The organism is Nonomuraea sp. NPDC050153, assembly GCF_044460125.1.
In the GTDB taxonomy this organism is placed as follows: Bacteria; Actinomycetota; Actinomycetes; order Streptosporangiales; family Streptosporangiaceae; genus Nonomuraea.
Genome location: NZ_JBITJQ010000004.1, coordinates 325,754 through 346,507, shown reverse-complemented (window position 1 = coordinate 346,507; position 20,754 = coordinate 325,754). Strand labels below are relative to the sequence as shown.

Genomic DNA, 20,754 nt, shown 5'->3' with positions numbered 1-20,754 from the left:
CTCAGAGCAGGTCGGCGGCCTGGTCGAGCTTGAGTGCGGCGCCTTCCCGGTACGCGGCCGCGAAGGCGTCCTCCCCGAGCGCGTCGCGTACCCTCGCCGCCGCCCGCTCGACGTCGGCCCGTTCGGCCGCCCCCGCGGGGGTCTGGTTCCGCTCCCTGGCCGCGGCCGCCAGCCCCAGCAGGACGGCCGCCTTCTCGGTCGGCCCCGCGGCCGAGGCCGCGCCCTCCACGGCGAAGGCCATCGTCCTGACGTCGCCCATCCTGCGGGCCGCGGCCAGCGCCTCCACGTGCAGCTCCATGGCCGCGGCCGGGTCCCCGCGCAGCTCGGTGAGATAGCCCAGCTCGACCAGCGTGTCCGGCAGGTGCAGCGGCGGCTCGACGGCCGGGTCGCGCGGCACCCCTTCGAGCAGCCGGCGCAGGTGCGTCTCGGCCAGGTCCAACAGCCCGGCCCGGCGGGCGGCGAAGCCGAGGCCCATCTCGCCCATCGTGACGCCCTCCATGTAGCCCTGACTCTGCGCCAGCTTCATGGCCCGCTCGCAGAACTCCATGGCGCGGTCGTAGTCGCCGCTCATCAACGCGATCCAGCCCAGCCAGGCGATGCGCGTGGAGACCTCCGGCCACAGCCCCAGGTCCTCGGCCATCCGCAGCCCCTCGCCGAACAGCCGGGTGGCCCGCTCCGCGTCGGTCGCCATCTCGGCCAGCGCCGCCAGCCACGCCGTGGCCTGCAGCAGCCCCCACCGGTCGCCCAGCTCGGTGAACAGCCGCGCGCTCTCCTCGCCGATCCGTTCGAGCGCCTCGATGTCCCGCGTCGTGAACGCGTCCCTGGCCTGCCTGGCGAGCGCTGCCGCGACGCCCCACCGGTCTCCGGTCGCCCTGAACGTGGCCAGCGCCCGGCTCACCAGCTCCTGCGCGGTCGGCATGTCCTTGACGTGCATGCTCACGAACAACTCGGCCCTGGCCCGCTCGCCCGGGTCCTCGACCGCCGCCAGCACGGGTTCCCAGCGGGCCTCCTCGCCCACCATGAGCGCGAACCCGGCCTCCCAGGCCGCCGCCCTGGCCAGGTCGGGGGACGCGTCTCCGCCGACAGACAGGGCCGCCGCCAGCGACCGCCGGCCCTCGGCCAGCCGGCCGCGCAGGAACCAGTACCAGGCCAGCGCGTTAACCAGCCGGGCCGCCGAGCCGGCGTCCTTCCGGGCGACCGCCGTGTCGAGCGCCGCCCGCATGTTGGCGGCCTCCGCGTCCAGGCGCAGCAGCCAGTCCCGCTGGTCGTGCCCGTACAGCTCAGGCTCGGCCTGTACGGCCAGGGCCAGGTAGTGGCGCAGGTGCGCGAGGCGTACCCGGTCGAGCTCGCCCGCGTCGGACAGCTTGGCCCGGCAATACTCGGACACCGACTCCAGCAGCCGGTAACGGACGCCCGCGGGGGACTCGACGACGACCACGAGCGAGCGGTCGACCAGGCGGGCCAGCAGGTCGAGCACGTCGAGCTCGGCGGCGTCGCAGACGGATTCGGCGGCCTCCAGCGTGCAACCGTCGGCGTGCACGGCCAGGCGGCGCAGGACACGGCGCTCCTCGTCGGACAGCAGGTCCCAGCTCCAGTCGATCACCGCGGTGAGCGTCTGCTGGCGGGCCGGCGCGCCCCGCTGCCCCGAGGCCAGCAGCCGGAACCGGTCGTCCAGCCTGGCCACCACGCCCTGGACGCCCAGCGCCCGCACCCGGGTCGCGGCCAGCTCCAGCGCCAGCGGGATGCCGTCGAGCCGCCGACAGAGCTGCGCCACGGCCGGCGCGTTGCGGGCGTCGAGCGCGAACCCGCGGGCGGAGGCCGCGGCCCTGGTCACGAACAGCCTGACCGCGTCCGAACGCGCCATGACCGCCAGGTCCGCACTGCCCGGCACGTCGAGCGGCGGCACGCTCCACAGCACCTCGCCGGCCACGGCCAGCGGCTCCCTGCTCGTGGCCAGGATCCGCAGGTCCGGGCAGGCCCGCAGGAGCGCCTCGGCCAGCTCGGCGACCTGCTCGACCACGTGCTCGCAGTTGTCCAGGACCAGCAGCATCCGCCTGGCCCTGAGCGCCGCGCCGAGCTGCCGCCCCAGCGCGCGGTCTCCCTGGGCGGCCGGTTCCGCCGGGGTCGCGCCGGCGTCCTCGCGGATGTCCAGGGCCGCCAGCACGGCTTCGGCGGGGGAGCGGGACGCCTGGTCCAGCGCGACCAGCCAGGCCCCGTCCGCGAACCCGTCGACCAGCCGGTTCGCGGCCTCCATCGCCAGCCGGGTCTTGCCGACCCCGCCGCTGCCGGTGAGCGTCACCAGCCGCTCGTCGCCCACCAGCGCGCACACCTCGGCCAGCGCCTCGTCCCGGCCGATGAGCTTGCTGACGGAGGCGGGCAGGTTCGTGACGGGGCGGTCCGCGGGCACGCTGAGGGCCGGGTCCTGCCCGAGTATCGCCTGATGCAGGGCGACCAGCTCGGGTCCCGGGTCGAGGCCGAGCTCGTCGGCCAGCCGCTCCCGCAGCTCGCCGTACGAGGCCAGCGCCTCGCTCTGGCGTCCCGCGCGGTAGAGGGCCCGCATGTGGACGGAGCGCAGCCGTTCCCTGAGCGGATGCCTGGCCACCAGGTCGCCCAGCTCGCCCACGAGCAGGCCGTGCTCGCCCAGCTCCAGCCGCGCCTCGGCGTGCTGCTCAAGCGCGGACAGCCGCTGCTCCTCCAGGCGCAGGATGGCCGACCTGGTGTACTCCTCGTCGGCGAAGTCGGCGTACGCGGGGCCCCGCCACAGCGCCAGCGCGTCGGCCAGCAGCCCGGCCCTGGTACGCGGGCTGCCGGCGGCCTCCGCCCGGCCCAGCAGGTCGGCGAAGCGCGCCGCGTCCACGGCGCCGTCCTCGTGACGCAGCAGGTAGCCGGGGGCGCGGGAGACGACGAGGTTCTTGCCGCCGGGCTCGGCGTCCTCGAACGCCTTGCGCAGCTGCGAGATGCGCACCTGCAGCGCCCCGGCTGGATTGCCCGGCGGCTGCGTGCCCCACAGGTCGTCGACCAGCCGGTCCACGGACACGGGGTGGCCCTCGTGGACGAGCAGGTCCACGAGCAGCGCCCGTACCTTGAGCCCGGGAACCGTGACACTCTCGCCGGAGTCCGTCCACACGGCCAGCGGACCCAGCACCCCAAAACGCATGCTCGTCACCTTATGTGCGGCCTTAAGCCCGCGAAAGAACATCAGAAGCCCCTTACCGCACGGGACCTGGCGCGGGCCGCGTTCACCGCGGGGCTCAACACGGTGGCGGCGATCAGCGCGATCATCTTCGTCGGCCTGGCCGCCCTCACGCTCGCGATCCTCAGGCGCCACGACCCGGCATCGTGACCCTCGTACCGCGACTCACGCCGTATCGGCGCACGTTCGTCAGGGCCTCCTGCCCGGGAACACCACCTGACACAAATCTCAACGAAACGGGCGCCAGGCGCATCCAACGGTGCATGAAGCGATTCAAGCGCGCCGGGTCGGCGCTGCTGGCGGGCGTACTGCTGGCCTCGGTCACATCCGGCCTCCTCCCATCCGGCGAAGCCGCGGCGCAGGCGGCGGCCGGGCGCTGCCGTACCGACGCCCTCGCGGCGCGCCTCGGGCGGCCGGACCCGGGGGCGGGAAACGTGTACGCGCCGCTGGTGCTGACCAACACCTCCACCCGGACCTGCTGGGTGTACGGCTTCGCCGGGCTCGTCATGTTCGACGGCAACGGCGACGCCCTGCGGACCCGGGTGCGCAGGGAGAACGTCCAGCCCCGCCGGGTGGTGCTGGCGCCGAAGGCCTCCGCCTACGCCCGGCTGCACTGGGTGATGGTGCAGACCGGAACCGAGAAGCGCTGCCCGACGTCGGCCCGCCTGATGATCATCCCTCCGGACGAGACGGCCCACCTGGAGATCCCGTTCAAGGCGATGGCCTGCGACGACGGCCGGATCGACATCAGGCCGTTCGTCCCGGGGACGCACCCCTGACACGCCTGTCAGCCGGAGGGCGGGGCCTTCCTGGCCGATCCGCGGTAGCGGTCGGCGTCGTAGCGGCGGTCGTTGTCGTCCAGCTTGGCCCGGGCCGCCTCCACCAGGTCCACGCCCAGCACGTCGGCCAGCCGGATCAGGTAGAGGGTCACGTCGCCCAGCTCGGTGCGCATCCGGGCGAGCATGTCGGGATCGGGCTTCATGGACTCGTCGGCGGTGAGCCACTGGAACTCCGCCACCAGCTCCCCGACCTCGCCCGCCAGCGCCATCGCCAGGTTCTTGGGGGTGTGGAACTGCTCCCAGTCCCTGACCCTGGCGAACTCGCGCAGGCGCTCGGCAAGGCGTTCCAACTCCGTCGTCACGTCGCACGACCTTACCCATCCCCGCCGGTATGTTGCTGGTCGTGAATGGGGTCGAGCTGTTCCTGTTGGGCCGGACGCTGATGAAGATCGGCGAGGAGGCCATGCCGAGCGAGGGCATCGGCGAGCATTCCACGAGCCTGCGCACGGTGCTGATCGTGGTGAGCGACCTGCGCGGACACCCCGACACGACGGTGGGCGAGATCGCCTCCCGCACCGGGCTGCCGCAGAGCGCCGTGTCGGCGGCCATCGCGCGGTTGCGGACCGCGGGCGCGGTGATCGCCGAGACGGACCCCGCGGACCGGCGGCGCACGATCATCCGCGAGGCGCCCGCGGTGTCCGAGCGGGTGACGCAGGTCAGGGACACCCCGATCGACGCCGCGCTGGGCGCCGCGCTGGGCACGGACGACCCGCGGCGGGTGGCCGAGACCGTGGCGGTCCTGGAGGAGCTGGCCGCCAGGCTGATCCCCGGCACAATACATCGAACTTGATGTATCAGATTTGATGGATTATCTTGGAGGCATGAACGCTGACGTCTTGCGCATGCCGGGTGCCGACCTCTACTACGAGGTGCGCGGCACAGGCCCGTTCCTGCTGATCTCGCAGAGCGGCGAGGGAGACGCGGGCCGCACCGTCGACCTGGTCGACCGGCTGGTGGACGCGTACGCGGTGATCACGTACGACCGGCGCGGGCTCAGCCGCAGCACGGTCCCCGACGCCGGCGTGAGCGTGCGGGAGCATGCCGACGACGTGCACCGGCTGCTCGCGCACCTCACCGACCAGCCCGTGATCATGCTGGGGCAGAGCCTGGGCGCCTCCATCGGGCTCCACCTGGCCGTCGAGCACCCCGAGCAGCTCGGCCTGCTCATCGCGCACGAGCCCGTCTCGCCGTGGCTGCTGCCCGAGGCCGAACGGGCCGGGCACCGCGAGGAGCTGACCGAGCTCCAGGCGCTCTACCGCGAAGGGGGCCTGCCCGCCGCGATCGGCCAGGTGAAGCGGGGGCTCGGCATCACCGAGGACGCCGAGACCGGCCTGACCCCGCAGCCCGTCACGCCGCGGCGGCAGGCGAACTTCGACTTCTTCATCCGCCACGACTTCACGGCCGTCGTGGCGGACGACCTCGACCTGAGCGGGTGCCGCACCCGCATCCTGCCCGCGGCCGGACACACCACCCCGCACCACGTCTTCGACCGGCGCTGCGCGGCCGAGCTGGCGCGGCTGCTGGGCACGGAGCTGGTGGAGTTCCCCGGCGGGCACAACGGCAACACCAGCCATCCCCGGGCGTACGCGGCCCGGCTCCGCGAGGTGCTCCGGACCGCCGGCTGACCCTTCCGACCGGACTCTCTTCCGGTGGGTGTCACTCCGAACCGGTACGCTTCCGCGCGTGTCCGAATTATCGGTTTCTGGCTACGAGATCAAGGGTGTTCTCGGCCAGGGCGGCTTCGGTGTCGTCTACCTCGCCCTGCAGTCGGCCGTGGGCCGCGAGGTCGCGCTCAAGGTCGACAACCGGGTGCTGCTGTCCGAGCGCGACCGGCGCCGGTTCCTGCGCGAGGTCACGGCCGCCGGGGCGCTGTCCGCCCATCCGCACGTGGTGGCCGTCTATGACGCGGGGCTGTTGCCCGACGGGCGGCCGTACATGGTGCTGGAGCTGTGTCCGGGCGGGTCGCTGTCCGGGCGGAGGCTGCCGCCGGTCGAGGCGCGTGACGTGGGTGTGCGGATCGCCGACGCGCTGGCCGCCGCGCACGCGCAGGGCGTGCTGCACCGGGACGTGAAACCGGGCAACATCCTGGTCAACCGGTACGGCCAGGTGGCGCTGTCGGACTTCGGCCTGGCCACCATGCCCGCGTCCGGGCCCGAGGCCTCGGTGACGCGCGAGTCGCTGACGCCCTCGTACGCCCCGCCCGAGGCGTTCGAGCTGGCCGAGCCGACGCCCGCCGGTGACGTGTACGCGCTGGCCGCCACCGTCTACGCCCTCCTGAACGGCCGCCCGCCGCGCTTCCCGGAGAGCGGCGTGCCGAACCTGGCGATGATCCTGGCCCTGCACCGCCTGCCGGTTCCCGACATCCCCGGTGTGCCGCCCCAGCTGAACGCCGTGCTGCGCCAGGCACTGGCGAGCGACCCGCGCGAGCGCACGCCCACCGCGGAGGCGTTCCGCGACGCCCTCGCCGCCGTCCCGCTCGGCCCTGCCCCGGTCCGGGACGCCGTTCCCGGCCCCGGAGCCCCCGGGCCGGGACGTCACGCCGCGCCGTTCACCCCCTCCCAGCCCATCGACCAGCCGATGGCGCAGCATCCGAGCCACCCGGTACCGCCGCGGATGATGGGCGCGCCGGTGACTGGCCCGCCGGTCACCGGCCCGCCGGGCAGCCGCGCGGACACCATGCCACCCGCCCGGCCACCCGCCCGGAACGGCGCCTCGAAGGCGCTGGTCGCGATCGCCGCCGCCCTGGCGCTGGTGATCTCGATAGGCGTCGGCGTGGTCGTCTACACGTACGTCACCCAGGAGCCGGGCACCAAGCAGGCGACCCCCGGTGCGTCGACGACCTCCACCCAGTCCACGGACAAGACGGAAGAACCTCCGAAGACCGTGTTCAAGGGGATCGACACGTACACGGAGAACTGCCCGGCGAGCAAGGTGCGCGGCGGTGAGGCGGCGTGCGTGGCGGAGTCGGAGTGCTGGGGCGGCCTGGTCATCATCACGGGCGACACGAAGGCCAGGCGGGTCGGGTGCGAGGAGAAGCACGTGTGGGAGACGTTCGCGGTCGCCCCGATCCCGTCGGACGCCGAGACGTACGTGCAGCAGGACCTCGCCAAGCACCCCACGGTCAAGCGGATCTGCAGCCGGGCGGTGCTCCTGATCAGCCGCGTCGGCACCGCCAGGAACATCGGCGCGGCCAGATGGATGGCGGACGTGATGCCGCCGTCGCAGGCGCAGTTCGAGAACGGCACGCGTTTCCTGCGCTGCATCGGCAGCGTGACCGGCCAGGAGCCGCGCGGGTCCTCCTTCCACCGGGGAGATTGACGGTATCTCCACATTCGGCGGGCACTGTCTGCACAAGTGATCCCTAGCCTCGAACCGTGCGGATTCCTTCCTGGGCCTTCCTGCTGTGGTTGTCCCTGTCGTGCCTGGCGCTCGTCGCCCTGGCCCTGCAGACGGGCTGGCCGGCCGCGGGTGCTCGCGCCGTTCGCGCTGATCGGCGCCCAACTGGTGTACGTGTTCCTTTGACTCCGGCCTGGCCGGGCCTGCCACCCGCCGAACGACCTCCGGGGGCGGCTAAGCTGCCCGAATGGACTTGAAGGATCGGGTACGCGAGCTGCGCGCCGAGGGCCGTTCCCCGAAGGAGATCGCCAAGGCGCTGAAGGTGTCGCCGTCCGTCGTGGCGCCGCTGGTGCGGGCCATCGCCGCGGAGGCTCCCGCCGCCGAGCCCGAGGTGGTCGGGTGCTGGGTCAACACCGGCTGGAGCGAGGGGCTCACCGTCGACCCGGCCCGCGGCTGGGTGGACGAGGCGCCCGGCTCGGGCCTGGGCGGTCTGGTGTGCGTGCTGGTCGCGCGGCGGCACACCTGGGACAGGATGACGGTGGCCGGCTACCTCGCCGACGTCCACTGCCTCGGGGCGAAGAACGCGATCGGCCCCGACGTGCTCGACGACCGCGACCTGCGGCGCTTCCGCCAGTACTTCTTCGGCGAGTACGCGGGCCACCAGGAGGCGCCGATCGAGCTGGCCCGGCACCTGGTGTTCGGGTCCGTCGACTACGCGCGCACGCTCGGGTTCGAGCCGCACGATGACTTCACCCCGGCGGCCGACGTGCTGGGCAAGTGGGAGGGGGACGCGGCGATCACGTTCGGCCGCGACGGCAGGCCCTTCTACTCGCAGGGGCCGGACGACGACCCGGCCAAGGTGCTGCGGACGCTGCGGCGCACGCTCTCCGACGAGGAGTTCGACTACGTCATCGTAGACCGGTGACGCGCATCGTGATGTTGAGGCGGCCGGAGGCCAGGCCGGTGGCGGGATCGCCGGTGCCCGGATAGACCTTCGGCACGCCGTGGTAGGCGAAGCGCGACGGCCCTCCGAACACGAACAGGTCGCCCGAGGCGAGTTCGACGTCCGTGTACGGGCGGCCGCGCGTCTCGGTGTTGCCGAAGCGGAACAGGCACCGGTCGCCGATGCTCAGCGACACCACCGGGGCGTCGGACTTCTCGTCCTTGTCCTGGTGCATGCCCATCCTGGCCTGGCCGTCGTAGAAGTTGATCAGGGCGGTGTCGGGTTCGTACGTGTCGCCGGGGCGCCCGTACGCGTCGGCCGGCGCGGTGCCGGGCTCGTGCGTCTCGCCGGGGTGCCCGTACGCGTCGGCCAGGGCGCGCCGCCCCAGCTCGCCGAGCCACGCCGGGAACTCGGCCACCTGCCGGCCGTTCACGTCGTGGGCGATGCGCGTGTACCGGTACGGCTGCCAGTGCCATCCCACGCACACCGTCCGCACCGACATCACCCCGCCGCGGGGCAGCACGGTGTGCCGGATCGGCACGGGTCCCGTGGCCCACGCGCGGCACGCCTCCACGAGGTGGCGCTGCTCGTCCGGCGTCAGCCATCCGGGCACGTGCACCGCGCCCGGCGCGATCTCCCGCATCGGCAAGGGAATCACGATGTCTCCCGGCCCCTCCACACCTGGTACGCCTCCGGCAAGCATCTCGAACACGGCCGATACCCGGCCGCCACCGCGTCACCGGCGTCGGCGAAGAAGACCCGATGCCGGATATATCCCCCGCGAGCGATGGCACGCAGCGCCGAGGGGCAGTCCAGCCGCCCGTACAGCCGAGCCCCTCGATGCCCGCCCAGCGTGCCGGGCACCGGACTCGGATACGGGCGGCCGTTGGCCCCCACCAGCGTGTACGTCATTTCGCGTCGTGGAAGACGAGCCCCAGCGTATGCCGCAGCCCGGACCGGACGGTGCTCACCCCGTGCCGCACCGGAGAGGCCGACCAGCCCCGGGAGGAGCGCACGGGCCGGTCGCGCGTGGTGAAGATCAGCCCGTGCCCCTGCGGCAACAGGGTCACCGTTCCCCGCGACTGGGCCCGCGGCCGCTGCTCCACCAGCAGGAACTCGCCGCCGGTGTAGTCCTCGCCCGGCCGGTCCAGCCCGATCACGACCTGCAACGGGAACACCAGATCGCCGTAGAGGTCGCGGTGCAACGCGTTCCAGCCGTCGCGCCCGTACCGCAGCAGGATGGGCGTCGGCCTGGTCTGCCCTGCTCTGTGGCACATGTCCAGCCATTCGTCGAGGTCGTCCGGCCACGGCGTCGGCTGGCCCAGCCGGGCCGCCCAGTCGCGGGCGATCGGGAGCAGCCGCGGATAGAACTCCGCCCGCAGCTTCTCCACCAGCGGCGGGAACGGCCGGCTGAAGTACCGGTACTGCCCGGCGCCGAACCGGTGTCGCTCCATGTCGATCGTGGACCGGAACAGCCCGAGCTCGTCGTACAGGCCGGCGATCTCCTGGCACTCCTCGGGGGTGAGCACCGGCGGCGTCAGCGCGCACCCGTACGAGTCGACCTCCTCCGTCAGCTTCGCCCAGTCCATATTGACCGCCTCCGTCAGCTTCGCCGCGTTCATCCGACGGTGCTCCAGAGCTGCGGCTGCAGGGCGCCTTCGAGTGTCAGCAGCTCGTGCTTGCGCTCGATGCCGCCCGCGTACCCGGTCAGCGTGCCGTCCGCCCCGACGACGCGGTGGCAGGGGCGGACGACGAGCAGCGGGTTCGCGCCGACGGCCGCGCCGACCGCGCGGATCCGGTCACGGGGCGCGCCGACCCGCGCGGCGAGCGCGCCATAGGTCGTCGTGGTCCCGTACGGCAGCTCCGCCACCGCCGCCCACACCCGCTCCTGGAACGGGGTGCCGCGGGTGGCGAGCGGCAGGTCGAACGCGACCCGCTCGCCGGCGAAGTACTCGGCGAACTGCCGCTCGACCTCTTCGAACGCGCCCGGCTCCCACCGCGGACCGGCCTCCACGCGCACGTCGAACGACACGCGCGTCAGCGCCGAGCCGTCACCGACGAGCAGGATCTCGCCCAACGGGCTCTCGATGATGCTGTGGATGTCCATATCTTCTTCAACACCGCCGGGCTCCCTGAAGTCGGCGGTTTTCAGACCTCGCAGCGTGGACGATCACGCGATCATGGGCGTACGCTCGGTGACCATGGCCGAATCGCGCGAGCACACCTTCACCGGCACCGCGGGCCGCAACGCGGTCCGCGAATGGCCCCATGACCGGCCGCGATACGTGGCCCTCCTGATCCACGGGTACGGCGAGCACATCGGCCGCTACGAGTACGTCGCGGACCGGCTCGTCCGGCACGGCGCCGCCGTCTACGGCCTCGACCACATGGGCCACGGGAAGTCGGCGGGCGACCGGGTGCTCATCGCGGACTTCGAGGACGTGGTGACCGACGTCTACACCGTCGAGGAGCAGGCCAGGGACGACCATCCCGGCGTCCCGGTCGTGGTGATCGGCCACTCGATGGGCGGCATGATCGCGGCCCGCTACGCCCAGCGCTACGGCGACGGCCTGGCGGCGCTCGTGCTGTCGGGCCCGGTGATCGGTGACTGGGCGATCGTCCCGACCCTCCTGGCCTACGAGGAGCCGCCGGAGGTCCCCATCGACCCGGCCACGCTCTCCCGCGACCTCTCGGTGGGCGCCGCGTACGCCGTCGACCCGCTGGTGTGGCACGGCCCGTTCAAGCGAGCCACGCTGGAGGCGTTCGGCGCGACGCTGGCCACGATCGCCGCGGGCGGCACGCTCGGGCCCCTGCCCACGCTGTGGGTGCACGGGGCCGACGACGAGCTCGTCCCGCTGAGCGGGAGCCGCCCCGGCGTCGAGGCGATCAAGGGCACGGACCTGACCGAGCGGATCTACTCGGGCGCCAGGCACGAGGTCTTCAACGAGACCAACAAGGACGAGGTCCTGGACGACGTGACGGCGTTCATCGAACGGGCTATCTGACCGGCAGCCACACGTACCCGGAGCCCCGCGTACGGGTGAGCTCGACCTTCCAGCAGCCCCGCTTCGGGAAGACGAACCCCGTACCCCACTCCTGGCCGGGTTTGTGCCAGCTCGACCCGTCGTGCTGCTCGGGCCCCCAGGCGAGCTCGGCGGGCGTGCCGTCGGGCAGCGTCGCCCTGACGCGCAGCGGTCCTTCGCCCGTCATCCGCCACACGATCTTGATCTCTTCGCCGCGCGCGAGCGGCGGCGCCGGGGCGAACAGCAGCCCCCACAGCTCCGCACCCTGCCCCGTTCCGCGCACCTCGGGGAACCCTTCACCGAGCAGCACCGAGGTCCCTTTGCACGCGGCCCTGGTGGCCGTCGGGCCGGGGCTCGGCATGGCTTCCCGCGCCTTGGGAGCGGGGCTCGGCATGGTTTCCCGCGCCTTCGGAGCGGGGCTCGGCAGGACCGATCGCGCCCCGGGGGCGGGGCTCGGCATGGTCGCCCTCGCCTCGGGGGCGGAGGGAACCTCGGCCGAACACCCGGCGACCACCAGCAGCGCCACCATCATCAACCACTTCACGCAACCTCTACTCCGGGCGACCCCGGGAGGTTCCGGTCAGGGGCCGCCGAGTACCAATCCGAGGAAACGATCGAGCAGCCCGCTGAGCAGGCCCATGGCAGATCCCCTTCGGCTCCGGCCCTCAAGCGTGTGCGGAGCCGATGAGTTTTCCCGGGCACGAGGGTCTGCACGAGAGAGGAGGCGATATGTGCGATCAAGAAAAGGCGTTGGCCGCAGGGGTGGCGCTACTGGAGCGGGCGATCAACTACGCGCTGGGCAGCCTGCGCGTCGTCACCCCGGCCGCCCTCTGCCGCCCCACTCCCTGCGCGGACTGGAACCTGCAGCACCTGCTCGACCACATGACCGACTCCCTCCGAACCCTGAACGCCGCCGCCTCCGGCCACATCCCGCCGGCGGCACCACAAAAGCCCTACTTCCCGCCCCCAACACCAAGGCCCCCCATCCCACCCACGCCGGCCCCCAAGACCCTGACCACACCAGGCAGCGGAGGCGGCGCCACTTCGCGCTCCAGCGTCCGTGAGTCGGCCGCATCCGCACCAGGTGGCGAAGAGGGCGGTGCCTCCTGGTGCTCCGGCCCTGGTGAGTCGGCCACGACTGCCTCCGGCAAAGCAGGCAGCGTCTCTTCGCGCTCCGGCATCCGTGAGCCGGCCGCATTCGCCACCGGCGAAGGAGACAGTGCCTCTTTGCGCTTCAGTGCCCTCGGGCGGCCGATGCAGGGAGGTGGGGCCAACCCGGCGCTCCTTCTCAGGGACCGTGCCGCAGAGCTCCTGGGCGTGTGGGCGGCCACGGTCACCCGGCCCGGGATGGTCTCCATTGACGACCGTCGCCTGACCAGCCCCATGGTGGCCGCCGCGGGTGCGATCGAGATCGCCGTGCACGGCTGGGACGTGGCCAGGGCCTGCGGCGAGCACCACCCCATCCCGGCACTCATGGCGGAGGAACTGCTGGACCTGGCCCACCTGTTCGTCACGCGCGCCGACCGGCCGCACAGGTTCGCTCCGCCGAGGCCCCTGCCCCCGCACGCCTCGGCCCAGGATCACCTTTTGGCCTATCTCGGCCGTGACCCGAACTGGTCAACAGCCCTCTGACCAGCTCAACAACACCAACCTCAAGGACAGAACAATCCAGCCCATCCAGCATTTCCCGCTCACACGCCGTACGATCATCCTGTACCACAAGCCACGTCGGGAAACCGACCACAGAGCCCAGCACACGTCCGGCCGGTTGTCAGCGGGGCGGCGACACCCGATCGTCGTGACCCGGCCGACCAACGTGGTGGCGACGACCGTTCTTCGTGCGGCCGTCGCCACCACCACGCCCCACCCGCCCTGCACCCCTCGGTCCCACGCCCGGGGTTTCACGCGCCCGCAGCCCTGTTGTGGTTGTGGTTGTGGTTGTGGTTGAGCCGGGACCCCACACGCCGGGCCGACGCCTTGGACCACCTGGCGACCTGGGGTTCGTGTTCCGGACACACACCTTGAGTGCACACCTCAAGCCCACGTCGCATCTGGCCCACCGCCTCGGTCACCGCCTCGGCATTGGCCTTGGTCGCCGGCTAGGCCCATGTTTCTGGCCTTGGCTGGGCCTGTGCTCGAGTTGGTGTCTTGATCCCAGGCCGGGCGGTGTCAGGTGTCAGGCTTCGTCCTGGAGGACCTCCAGCACCATTTCTCCATACTTCGCCAGTTTGTTCTCCCCCACCCCGTTGATCGTGCTCAGCTCTGCCAGTGAGGACGGTCGGACGGTGGCGATCTCTCTCAGCGTCGCGTCGTGGAAGATGACGTACGCGGGCACCCCCTGCTCCTTCGCGGTCGCGCCCCGCCACGACCGGAGGCGTTCGAAGAGCGGGACCGCCTCCGCGGGCAGCTCGGCCGCCGCCTGGGCCTTCGACGAGGCGGCCACCTTGGCGCGGGCGGGGCGTAGGGCGTCGCGGCGCAGCAGCACCTCGCGCTGCCCTCGCAGCACCGACGCGCTGTCGTCCGTCAGCACCAGCGCGCCGTAGTCGGACTCGACCGACAGCAAGCCCTGCGCCAGCAGTTGCCGCACCACCCCATGCCACTCCGCGTTGCCCAGGTCGGTGCCCACCCCGAACACGGTCAGCGTCTCGTGGCCATGCTGCAGCACCTTGGCGCTCTTCTTGCCGAGCAGGATGTCGACCACCTGCCCCACGCCGAACTTCTGCCGCCGCTCCCGCGCCAGCCGCAGCACCGTCGACAGCACTTTCTGTGCGGGGACCGTGCCGTCCCAGGATTCGGGCGGAGTCTGGCAGGTATCGCAGTTTCCGCAGGGCTCGGCGCCCTTCTGGCCGAAGTAGTCGAGCAGCATCACCCGGCGGCACCCCGCGGTCTCGCAGAGCGCCAGCATGGCGTCCAGATGGTGCACCTGGCGGCGGCGGTGGGCCTCGTCGCCCTCCATGGCCATCCGCCGGTGCTGGACGACGTCCTGCAGGCCGTACGCCATCCACACCGTGGCCGGGAGCCCGTCACGGCCCGCGCGCCCGGTCTCCTGGTAGTAGCCCTCGACCGACTTGGGCAGGTCGAGATGGGCGACGAAGCGTACGTCGGGCTTGTCGATGCCCATGCCGAACGCGATCGTGGCCACCACGATCAGCCCGTCTTCGCGCAGGAAGCGGGACTGGTGGGTGGCGCGGGTGCGGGCGTCGAGACCTGCGTGGTACGGGACGGCGGCGATGCCGTTGTCGACCAGGAACTCGGCGATCTTCTCGACCGAGGAGCGGGACAGGCAGTAGATGATGCCGGACTCGTCGGGATGCTCGGTGCGCAGGAACTCCAGCAACTGCCGCTTGGGGTCGCTCTTGGGCGTGATGCGGTAGTGGATGTTGGGTCGGTCGAAGCTGGCGACGAAGTGGCGGGCCTGTTCGAGGCCGAGCCTGGAGGAGATCTCGGCGTGCGTGGCCGGGGTGGCGGTGGCGGTCAGCGCGATGCGCGGCACCTCGGGCCAGCGTTCGTGCAGCGTGGACAGCGCAAGGTAGTCGGGCCGGAAGTCGTGCCCCCACTGCGCCACGCAGTGGGCCTCGTCGATGGCGAACACCGAGATCTCACCCTTGGCCAGCAGCCGCAGCGTGGCGTCCACGCGCAGCCGCTCGGGGGCGAGGTAGAGCAGGTCGAGCTCGCCGGCCAGGAACTCCGACTCCACCAGCTGCCGTTCGTCGAAGTCCTGTGTCGAGTTGAGGAACCCCGCGCGCACGCCCAGCGCCCGCAGCGCGTCGACCTGGTCCTGCATCAACGCGATCAGGGGCGAGATGACGACCCCCACGCCGCGGCGTACGAGGGCGGGGATCTGGTAGCAGAGCGACTTGCCACCGCCGGTGGGCATGAGCACGAGCGCGTCGCCGCCGGTCACGACATGGTCGATGATCTCCTGCTGCCCCGCCCGGAACGAGTCGTAGCCGAACACGCGGTGCAGAACGTCGGTGGGGGTATCCATGTGGCTACCTTACGTGTTCGCGGGTGAGCGTTTCGTGAGTTCCGCCGACGGCGATCGGGGGTTCCAACGCGCGGCCTGGCATCTCCCCAGTCTGCCCGACGGTGATCGGTCCATGAGCCGATTAAGCGCCCTCCGCCGTGCATGCTCGTGCACGTTTCCCGCTCCCCAAGTGGGGTGAAGGGCCGAGGTATCCCATGGGGTGGAGGGCCGAGGTATCCCATGGGGTGGAGGGTTGAGGTGGTGGTGGGGTTGAGGTGGTGGTGGGGGTGAAGTGGCGGTGGGTCAGGCGGGGGTGGGGTGGGTGCCGCGGTGGTAGGCGACCAGGGAGAGGGCGCCCAGGGCGCAGGCGGCCGCCACCGCTCCCATGACCGTCGGATAGCCCGCGAACTGCGCGATCCCCGCCGCCAGCAGCGGTGCGACGGCCTTGGCCGCCGTGATGGGCAGGGCGAGCGCTCCGCTCAGGGACGCGTACGCGCCGGTGCCGTAGCGGTCGGTCAGGAGTCCGGGACGGGCGATCGTGCCCACTCCGAACCCCAGCCCGAACAGCACCACCCCCGCCACGGCCCCCGACGCGCTCTCGCCGACCAGCGGCAGCAGCACCGCCGCCAGCCCCTGCAGCCCGAACATCACCGCCGTGATCAACGCCACCGACCACCGGCCCTGCAGGCCCGTGGTGACGAGGCGGCCCGTGACCGACAGGACCCCGAGCAGGCCCGCGACGGTGGCGGCGAAGACGGGGGCGTGGCCGAGGGCGATCAGGTACGTGACCAGCAGCACGCCCATGACCGACACCGCGCCGGTCTGGGTCAGGAAGGCCGCCGCCAGCAGCCAGAAGGGCCGCTCGCGCAGCGCCGCCCCGACGATCTCGCGCCGGTTCGCGTGCGGGGGCGCGGCCCGGCTCCGGACGGCCAGGAAGTGCAGGGGCACCGAGGTCAGGGCGTACCCGGCGGCCAGGATGACCAGGGCCTGCCGCCACCCGTACAGGTCCACGAGAAAGCCCGTCAGCGGCAGGAAGATGCTGGACGCGAACCCCGCCACGACGGTCACCGCCAGTAACGCCCGCGCCCGCCTGGTCGCGTCGAACCAGGCCACGATCACGGCGAAGGCGGCCTCGTACAGGACCATCGCCGACGCCACGCCCAGCACCGCGCAGACCAGGTACAGCTGGGTCACCGAGCGCACCTGGGACCACGCCAGCACCGCCAGCCCGCCCAGCAGTGACCCGAGTGTCATGAGGCCGCGCCCGCCGTGCCGGTCGAGCCAGCGGCCGATGAGCGGCGCCGCCACCCCCGACACCAGTACGGCCAGTGTGATCGCTCCGGTCAGCTGCGCGACCCCGGCGTGGAGCTCCCGGGACATCGGTGGGATGAACACCGAGAACGCGTAATAAAGCACGCCATATCCTGCGGTTTGCGTGATCGAGAGCGCGCCGACCATCCACATAGGAGACTTCGGCACGGCGGCGTCGATCACTCCAGGATCGTTCCCGTTCATCGGTCAGAAATACGGTGATAAATGTCACTTCGCTGAGTAATGAATAGCGCACGGTGAAAGCGGAATAACGTCGAGTCATGACCTTTTCCTATGTGGTGACCGGCGGCGGGCGTGGCATCGGAAGGGCTGTGGTCGAACGACTGCTGGGCGAGCAGGACGCCGTGGTGGCCGTCGAACGCGACCCCGACGCCCTCGCCTGGGCCGGTCCCCGAGTCATTCCCCTGATCGGTGACGCGGCCGACGAGGAGGTCGCCGCCTGGGCCGCCGACCTGGCCCAGGAGGCGGGAATCCTGCGCGGCTGGGTCAACAACGCCGCCGTGTTCCGGGACGCCTCCGTGCACACGTCCCCGATCTCCGAGGTCAGGGCCCTGATCGCGGCAAATCTCGACCTCGCCGTGGTGGGCTGCGCCACCGCCGTGCGCCACTTCCTCGCGGCCGGTACGCCCGGCGCCATCGTCAACGTCACCTCCCATCAGGCCGCCAGGGCGGTGCCCGGCAGCCTCCCCTACTCGACCGCCAAGGCCGCCACCGAGGGCCTGACCAGGGCGCTGGCCGTGGAGTACGGCAGGCGCGGGATCAGGGTCAACGCCGTGGCCCCGGGCTCGGTGGCCACCGAACGCCATGAGGCGTTCATGGAGTCGCAGACCCCCGAGGCGCGGCGGGCCGTCGAGGAGCAGTTGGCGATGTTGCACCCGCTCGGCCGGGTCGCGACCCCCGCCGAGGTGGCCTCGGTCGTGGCGCACCTCCTCTCGGACGAGGCGGCGTTCGTGAACGGCGCCACCGTCCCGGTGGACGGCGGCCGTACGGTGCTGGGACTCGACCCGGAAGCACGGGAATGAAAACCGTTGTCACCTGGTTGTGCGGGCCATGAAGAAGAACCTGCACCCCGCTTACGGCCCCGTCGTCTTCCGCGACCCGAGCGTCGGATTCGCCTTCCTCACCCGCTCGACCCTGACCAGCGACAGGACGATCGAGTGGGAGGACGGCAAGACGTACCCGGTCATCGACGTGGACGTCTCGTCCGCCAGCCACCCCTTCTACACCGGCCGCGGCCGGATCCTCGACACCGCGGGCCGCGTCGAGCGCTTCAAGCAGCGCTACGCGAACCACCGCAAGTGACGGGCGGCCCCCCGCGGGCGCGTACGCCTGCGGGGGAAGCGACGCCGGTCGGCCAGAGGGGGCATGCCTGCGCTACTGGTGGGTAAAAGGTGGTCACCGGCGACGGAGCAGTGGTGATGCCGATGAGTCTCTCTGGAAAGGAACGCCGCATTCTCGCTGAGATCGAGCTCGCTCTTGAGCGAGAGGATCCCGAGCTGGCCAAGCGCGTCGCGGCGATCAACAAGATCGAATCGGATGGGAGCACCTTTCCCCGGGCGTACGGCGACCGCCTGCGGAAGTGGATGCTGGCGCATGTCTGGATGATCTTCATGGTCGGCGCGCTGGTGATCGTGCTGCTGCTGCTCGCAGTGCTGACCACGTGAAACCCGCCGACCTCCTCCCCGCACGCGAACGGTCAGGCGAGGCACCTCAGCGCCGCGACGACGCGCGGGTCGATCCCGTGCGACGCGGGCAGGCGCCCCACCGTGGCCTCCACGAACTCCGGGTACGACAGCGAGGCCGCGACCCCGTTCACGCAGGCCCAGATCTCGTCGGCTGTCTGCTCCACCTGCACCTTGGCCTCCTGCTCGGCCAGCACGAACCGCCCCACCGCCACCCGCCACAACGTCCGGCCGTCGATCTCGGCGTCGGAGACGGGCACGCCGACGTCGTCGGCGTGGGTGGCGTACTCGGAGTCGTAGTGGAAGGCCTGCAGGCCGCACGGGTACGGCCCGGCCATCGTGTCGATCAGCCCGTCGGGGCCGAGTTCGCGCATGCGGCGCCGCGTCTCGCCGTTCTGGGCTCGCCACTCGTCCAGGACCTCTTCCACGGGCATGCCGCGCCGCTGCCGCACCGACCACTCGTTGAAGTCGTTGAACCCGGACACGCCGGCCTTGGAGAGCCGCGTCAGCAGGTCCTGCACGGTCCCGTCGAGGCAGGCGTGGTTGTACAGCTCCTCGCCCGCCAGGTGGCCCAGCACGTCGCGGACCGACCAGCCCTCGCACCGGGACGGCCGCTGCCAGCCGGCCTCGTCGAGCCCGCCGAAGAACCGGTCGAGGCGGGCGGCCTCCGCGTCGAAGATGTCGAACGGGTTGAAGTGTTTGAGCAGGTCGTCGGCCATACTCCCGACGCTACCCGCTAGGTGCCCGCTTTCACGGCCATTGAGCCGACGGCGGACCTGACCCGGTCGTACTCGTCGGCGCAGGAAGGCGCCCGCTCGGGCGGGATCCAGCCGCCCTGGGCGATCCGGTCGTATCTGGCGGGGTCGGCGCCGTACAGGAGGCAGGAGAACGTGGCGGACTCGGGCGGCCCCGACAGGTGGTCGATGCCGGAGTGGCCGGCGAGCAGGTGGCGGGCCTCGGCGGCGGCCACGACGCGCTTGGGCGCGTCGGACGCGAGCGTCAGCGCCGCGAACTGGTCGGCCTGCTCCTCGCTGTCGGGCAGGCCGTTCATCGTGGTCAGGGCGTGGCCGAGCTGGTGGTGGAAGAGCACGGACAGCGCGCCGTCCATGCGGGCGGACCTGGTGCGGGCGTCGGTCTCCTCGGTCTCGGAGATGCCCTCCATCACGCGGCGGACCTGGTCGACCAGCTGGTAGCAGATGGTGATCCGGCGCTCGCCGGGGTCCCAGGTGACCTCGGCCGCGCCGCAGTCACGGGCGACGACCTTGACCGGCGCGGGCAGCCCGATCCGCGTCCTGAGCGCGTCGCCGTTCTTGAGGAGCTTTCTGGCCTGCTCGGCGCGCGGCGAGCCCGGCTGCTCGTAGCGTACGGAGATTTCGGACGAAGGCGCCGCCCCCAGCGTGCTCGTCATGCTCAGGACGAGGGCGATGAGGGGATGCGGCATGCGATGCTCCTTCGGGGGTCGGTCGATCAACGCAATGCGACTGTCCATGCACGCAAAGCGTGATCCCTAAACCTGAGGAGCCCCGAAAGCCGGAAGGCCCGGCCCCCAGAGAGGGGACCGGGCCTTCGCGTCATGGATTAGCGACGCCACCAGCTGCCGTAGACCCGCACGGAGTCCGTGCGGCTCTTGGAGCCGTCAAGCTCGTCGTTGCCGTCGAACACGGCGCGGAAGGTGCCGCTCTTGGAGGCGCGGGTCTCGGCGTAGAACTTGCCGCCCCACTTGGTCTTGGCGGTGGCGACCCACTTCCAGCCGCTGGAGCCGTTCGCGCGGAAGTAGACGTTCACCCGCTCGCCGCGGACGCCCTCCCAGCCGTCGTCATCCACCTGGAGACGGCCGGAGAACTCGATCGTGCGACCCTTGCGGACCTTGTACGGGTCGGCGGAGAAGCGCGAGATGCGGGTCTCGGCCTTGCCCTTCTCGACCTCGACCGAGAAGAACGCCGTGTCCTTGGCGATCTCCTTGCCGGCGGCGTCGAAGGCGACAGCGGTGGCCTGCCACTTGCCCTCGGGGTCGCCCTCGGTGAAGCCGACGGCGAAGCGCCAGCCCTCGAGGTCCTTGACGTCCTTGGCGCGGAGCGTGCGGGCGGCCTCGGGCGCCACGCTGAGCTCGACCTTCTTGACGTCGGAGCTGGCGCCGATGTCGAAGTAGGCGGTCGTTTCGGAACCGGCCTCGATCACGACCGGATTAGGGTCGATGTCGCGGATCTTGAGCTGGGTGTCCACCTTGGTGGCCGCCGAGGCGGCGCTCGCGCCCGACATAAGCATGGCCCCGCCCACAAGAGCGGAGACGATACCAAGTGCGATCTTTCTCATGAGGGTGCTGATTCCTCTCCCCGTATTGACTTGGAGCCGGCTCGGGGTGGCCGACCCCTTTACTACTTTGAGGCACGGGAAGGGGAAAAGGTTGGCTAAAGTTACAGAAAATATTTGATCACGCGC

General features: G+C 71.5%; 23 protein-coding genes. 11 read left to right on the top strand and 12 right to left on the bottom strand.

The annotated features are described in order from the left end of the window. Nucleotide 1: 1 nt before the first annotated feature. A complete protein-coding gene (locus ACIBQ1_RS13645; protein ID WP_397277237.1) occupies nt 2-3,157 on the bottom strand; it encodes a BTAD domain-containing putative transcriptional regulator in 3,156 nt (1,051 codons plus the stop codon). A 12-nt stretch (nt 3,158-3,169) separates the two neighbouring features. On the opposite strand from ACIBQ1_RS13645, the gene ACIBQ1_RS13640 reads away from it, so the two are divergent. After that, nucleotides 3,170-3,343, top strand: a complete 174-nt coding sequence (locus ACIBQ1_RS13640; RefSeq protein ID WP_397277235.1) for a hypothetical protein — start codon at nt 3,170-3,172, stop codon at nt 3,341-3,343. Nucleotides 3,344-3,456: 113 nt separating this feature from the next. Then, entirely contained in the window at nt 3,457-3,972 is a 516-nt protein-coding gene (locus ACIBQ1_RS13635; RefSeq protein ID WP_397277234.1) for a DUF4232 domain-containing protein, read from the top strand. 8 nt (nt 3,973-3,980) lie between these two features. Here the strand turns inward: ACIBQ1_RS13635 and ACIBQ1_RS13630 are convergent, their stop codons facing one another. Continuing rightward, nucleotides 3,981-4,334, bottom strand: a complete 354-nt coding sequence (locus tag ACIBQ1_RS13630) for a nucleotide pyrophosphohydrolase (RefSeq protein ID WP_397277233.1) — start codon at nt 4,332-4,334, stop codon at nt 3,981-3,983. 41 nt (nt 4,335-4,375) lie between these two features. Here ACIBQ1_RS13630 and ACIBQ1_RS13625 point away from each other — a divergent pair, with 41 nt between their 5' ends. The 4 genes from ACIBQ1_RS13625 to ACIBQ1_RS13610 all read left to right on the top strand — a co-directional run bounded on the left by ACIBQ1_RS13625 (nt 4,376) and on the right by ACIBQ1_RS13610 (nt 8,293). Then, complete coding sequence (locus ACIBQ1_RS13625) at nt 4,376-4,822, top strand: MarR family winged helix-turn-helix transcriptional regulator (protein WP_397277231.1); 447 nt, start codon at nt 4,376-4,378, stop codon at nt 4,820-4,822. A gap of 31 nt (nt 4,823-4,853) precedes the next feature. After that, nucleotides 4,854-5,657 (top strand): alpha/beta fold hydrolase, encoded by an 804-nt coding sequence (locus tag ACIBQ1_RS13620; protein ID WP_397277230.1) that lies wholly within the window; start codon nt 4,854-4,856, stop codon nt 5,655-5,657. A gap of 58 nt (nt 5,658-5,715) precedes the next feature. Further along, nucleotides 5,716-7,350: a protein kinase gene (locus ACIBQ1_RS13615; protein WP_397277229.1), complete on the top strand. Its 1,635-nt coding sequence runs from the start codon at nt 5,716-5,718 to the stop codon at nt 7,348-7,350. Nucleotides 7,351-7,615: 265 nt separating this feature from the next. After that, a complete protein-coding gene (locus ACIBQ1_RS13610) occupies nt 7,616-8,293 on the top strand; it encodes a helix-turn-helix domain-containing protein (RefSeq protein ID WP_397277228.1) in 678 nt (225 codons plus the stop codon). Here ACIBQ1_RS13610 and ACIBQ1_RS13605 read toward each other — a convergent pair. Genes ACIBQ1_RS13605 through ACIBQ1_RS13590 form a run of 4 tightly spaced genes read right to left on the bottom strand, consistent with a single transcriptional unit; the run spans nt 8,277 to nt 10,418 of the window. Continuing rightward, the gene (locus ACIBQ1_RS13605; protein ID WP_397277671.1) at nt 8,277-8,954 is read right to left on the bottom strand and encodes an alpha-ketoglutarate-dependent dioxygenase AlkB family protein; all 678 of its coding nucleotides are present in this window, start codon (nt 8,952-8,954) and stop codon (nt 8,277-8,279) included. The two genes, ACIBQ1_RS13610 and ACIBQ1_RS13605, sit on opposite strands and share 17 nt — an antisense overlap. 11 nt (nt 8,955-8,965) lie before the next feature. Continuing rightward, a complete protein-coding gene (locus ACIBQ1_RS13600; RefSeq protein WP_397277227.1) occupies nt 8,966-9,223 on the bottom strand; it encodes an Ada metal-binding domain-containing protein in 258 nt (85 codons plus the stop codon). Next, a complete protein-coding gene (locus tag ACIBQ1_RS13595; protein WP_397277226.1) occupies nt 9,220-9,933 on the bottom strand; it encodes a 2OG-Fe(II) oxygenase in 714 nt (237 codons plus the stop codon). The genes ACIBQ1_RS13600 and ACIBQ1_RS13595 overlap by 4 nt, the downstream gene beginning before the upstream one ends. Further along, nucleotides 9,930-10,418, bottom strand: coding sequence for a methylated-DNA--[protein]-cysteine S-methyltransferase (locus ACIBQ1_RS13590; RefSeq protein ID WP_397277225.1), 489 nt, complete (start codon nt 10,416-10,418; stop codon nt 9,930-9,932). Before ACIBQ1_RS13590 ends, ACIBQ1_RS13595 begins: the two co-directional genes overlap by 4 nt. A 94-nt stretch (nt 10,419-10,512) precedes the next feature. Between ACIBQ1_RS13590 and ACIBQ1_RS13585 the strand changes: the two genes are divergently transcribed. After that, nucleotides 10,513-11,316 (top strand): lysophospholipase, encoded by an 804-nt coding sequence (locus tag ACIBQ1_RS13585; protein WP_397277670.1) that lies wholly within the window; start codon nt 10,513-10,515, stop codon nt 11,314-11,316. Here the strand turns inward: ACIBQ1_RS13585 and ACIBQ1_RS13580 are convergent. Next, entirely contained in the window at nt 11,309-11,878 is a 570-nt protein-coding gene (locus ACIBQ1_RS13580; protein WP_397277223.1) for a hypothetical protein, read from the bottom strand. The two genes, ACIBQ1_RS13585 and ACIBQ1_RS13580, sit on opposite strands and share 8 nt — an antisense overlap. 185 nt (nt 11,879-12,063) lie before the next feature. Between ACIBQ1_RS13580 and ACIBQ1_RS13575 the strand changes: the two genes are divergently transcribed. Then, nucleotides 12,064-12,966 (top strand): maleylpyruvate isomerase N-terminal domain-containing protein, encoded by a 903-nt coding sequence (locus ACIBQ1_RS13575; RefSeq protein ID WP_397277221.1) that lies wholly within the window; start codon nt 12,064-12,066, stop codon nt 12,964-12,966. Nucleotides 12,967-13,510: 544 nt separating this feature from the next. Here ACIBQ1_RS13575 and recQ read toward each other — a convergent pair. Further along, on the bottom strand, nt 13,511-15,322 hold the full coding sequence (recQ, locus tag ACIBQ1_RS13570; RefSeq protein WP_397277220.1) for a DNA helicase RecQ: 1,812 nt from the start codon (nt 15,320-15,322) through the stop codon (nt 13,511-13,513). A 282-nt stretch (nt 15,323-15,604) separates the two neighbouring features. Next, the gene (locus tag ACIBQ1_RS13565) at nt 15,605-16,717 is read right to left on the bottom strand and encodes an MFS transporter (RefSeq protein WP_397277219.1); all 1,113 of its coding nucleotides are present in this window, start codon (nt 16,715-16,717) and stop codon (nt 15,605-15,607) included. Between the two features lie 176 nt (nt 16,718-16,893). Here ACIBQ1_RS13565 and ACIBQ1_RS13560 point away from each other — a divergent pair, with 176 nt between their 5' ends. The 3 genes from ACIBQ1_RS13560 (at nt 16,894) to ACIBQ1_RS13550 (ending at nt 18,297) form a co-directional block, all read left to right on the top strand. After that, nucleotides 16,894-17,655 (top strand): SDR family NAD(P)-dependent oxidoreductase, encoded by a 762-nt coding sequence (locus ACIBQ1_RS13560; RefSeq protein ID WP_397277218.1) that lies wholly within the window; start codon nt 16,894-16,896, stop codon nt 17,653-17,655. Between the two features lie 28 nt (nt 17,656-17,683). Further along, complete coding sequence (locus ACIBQ1_RS13555; RefSeq protein ID WP_397277217.1) at nt 17,684-17,935, top strand: type B 50S ribosomal protein L31; 252 nt, start codon at nt 17,684-17,686, stop codon at nt 17,933-17,935. A gap of 89 nt (nt 17,936-18,024) precedes the next feature. Further along, nucleotides 18,025-18,297, top strand: a complete 273-nt coding sequence (locus ACIBQ1_RS13550) for a DUF3040 domain-containing protein (RefSeq protein WP_397277216.1) — start codon at nt 18,025-18,027, stop codon at nt 18,295-18,297. A 32-nt stretch (nt 18,298-18,329) separates the two neighbouring features. Here the strand turns inward: ACIBQ1_RS13550 and ACIBQ1_RS13545 are convergent, their stop codons facing one another. The 3 genes from ACIBQ1_RS13545 to ACIBQ1_RS13535 form a co-directional block, all read right to left on the bottom strand. Then, nucleotides 18,330-19,034, bottom strand: coding sequence for a maleylpyruvate isomerase family mycothiol-dependent enzyme (locus tag ACIBQ1_RS13545; RefSeq protein ID WP_397277215.1), 705 nt, complete (start codon nt 19,032-19,034; stop codon nt 18,330-18,332). Between the two features lie 17 nt (nt 19,035-19,051). Continuing rightward, the gene (locus ACIBQ1_RS13540) at nt 19,052-19,756 is read right to left on the bottom strand and encodes a DUF4344 domain-containing metallopeptidase (RefSeq protein ID WP_397277213.1); all 705 of its coding nucleotides are present in this window, start codon (nt 19,754-19,756) and stop codon (nt 19,052-19,054) included. A gap of 137 nt (nt 19,757-19,893) precedes the next feature. Further along, nucleotides 19,894-20,628 carry a hypothetical protein gene (locus ACIBQ1_RS13535; protein ID WP_397277212.1) on the bottom strand — a complete coding sequence of 245 codons (735 nt, stop codon included), beginning with the start codon at nt 20,626-20,628 and terminating at the stop codon, nt 19,894-19,896. Nucleotides 20,629-20,754: the final 126 nt, after the last annotated feature.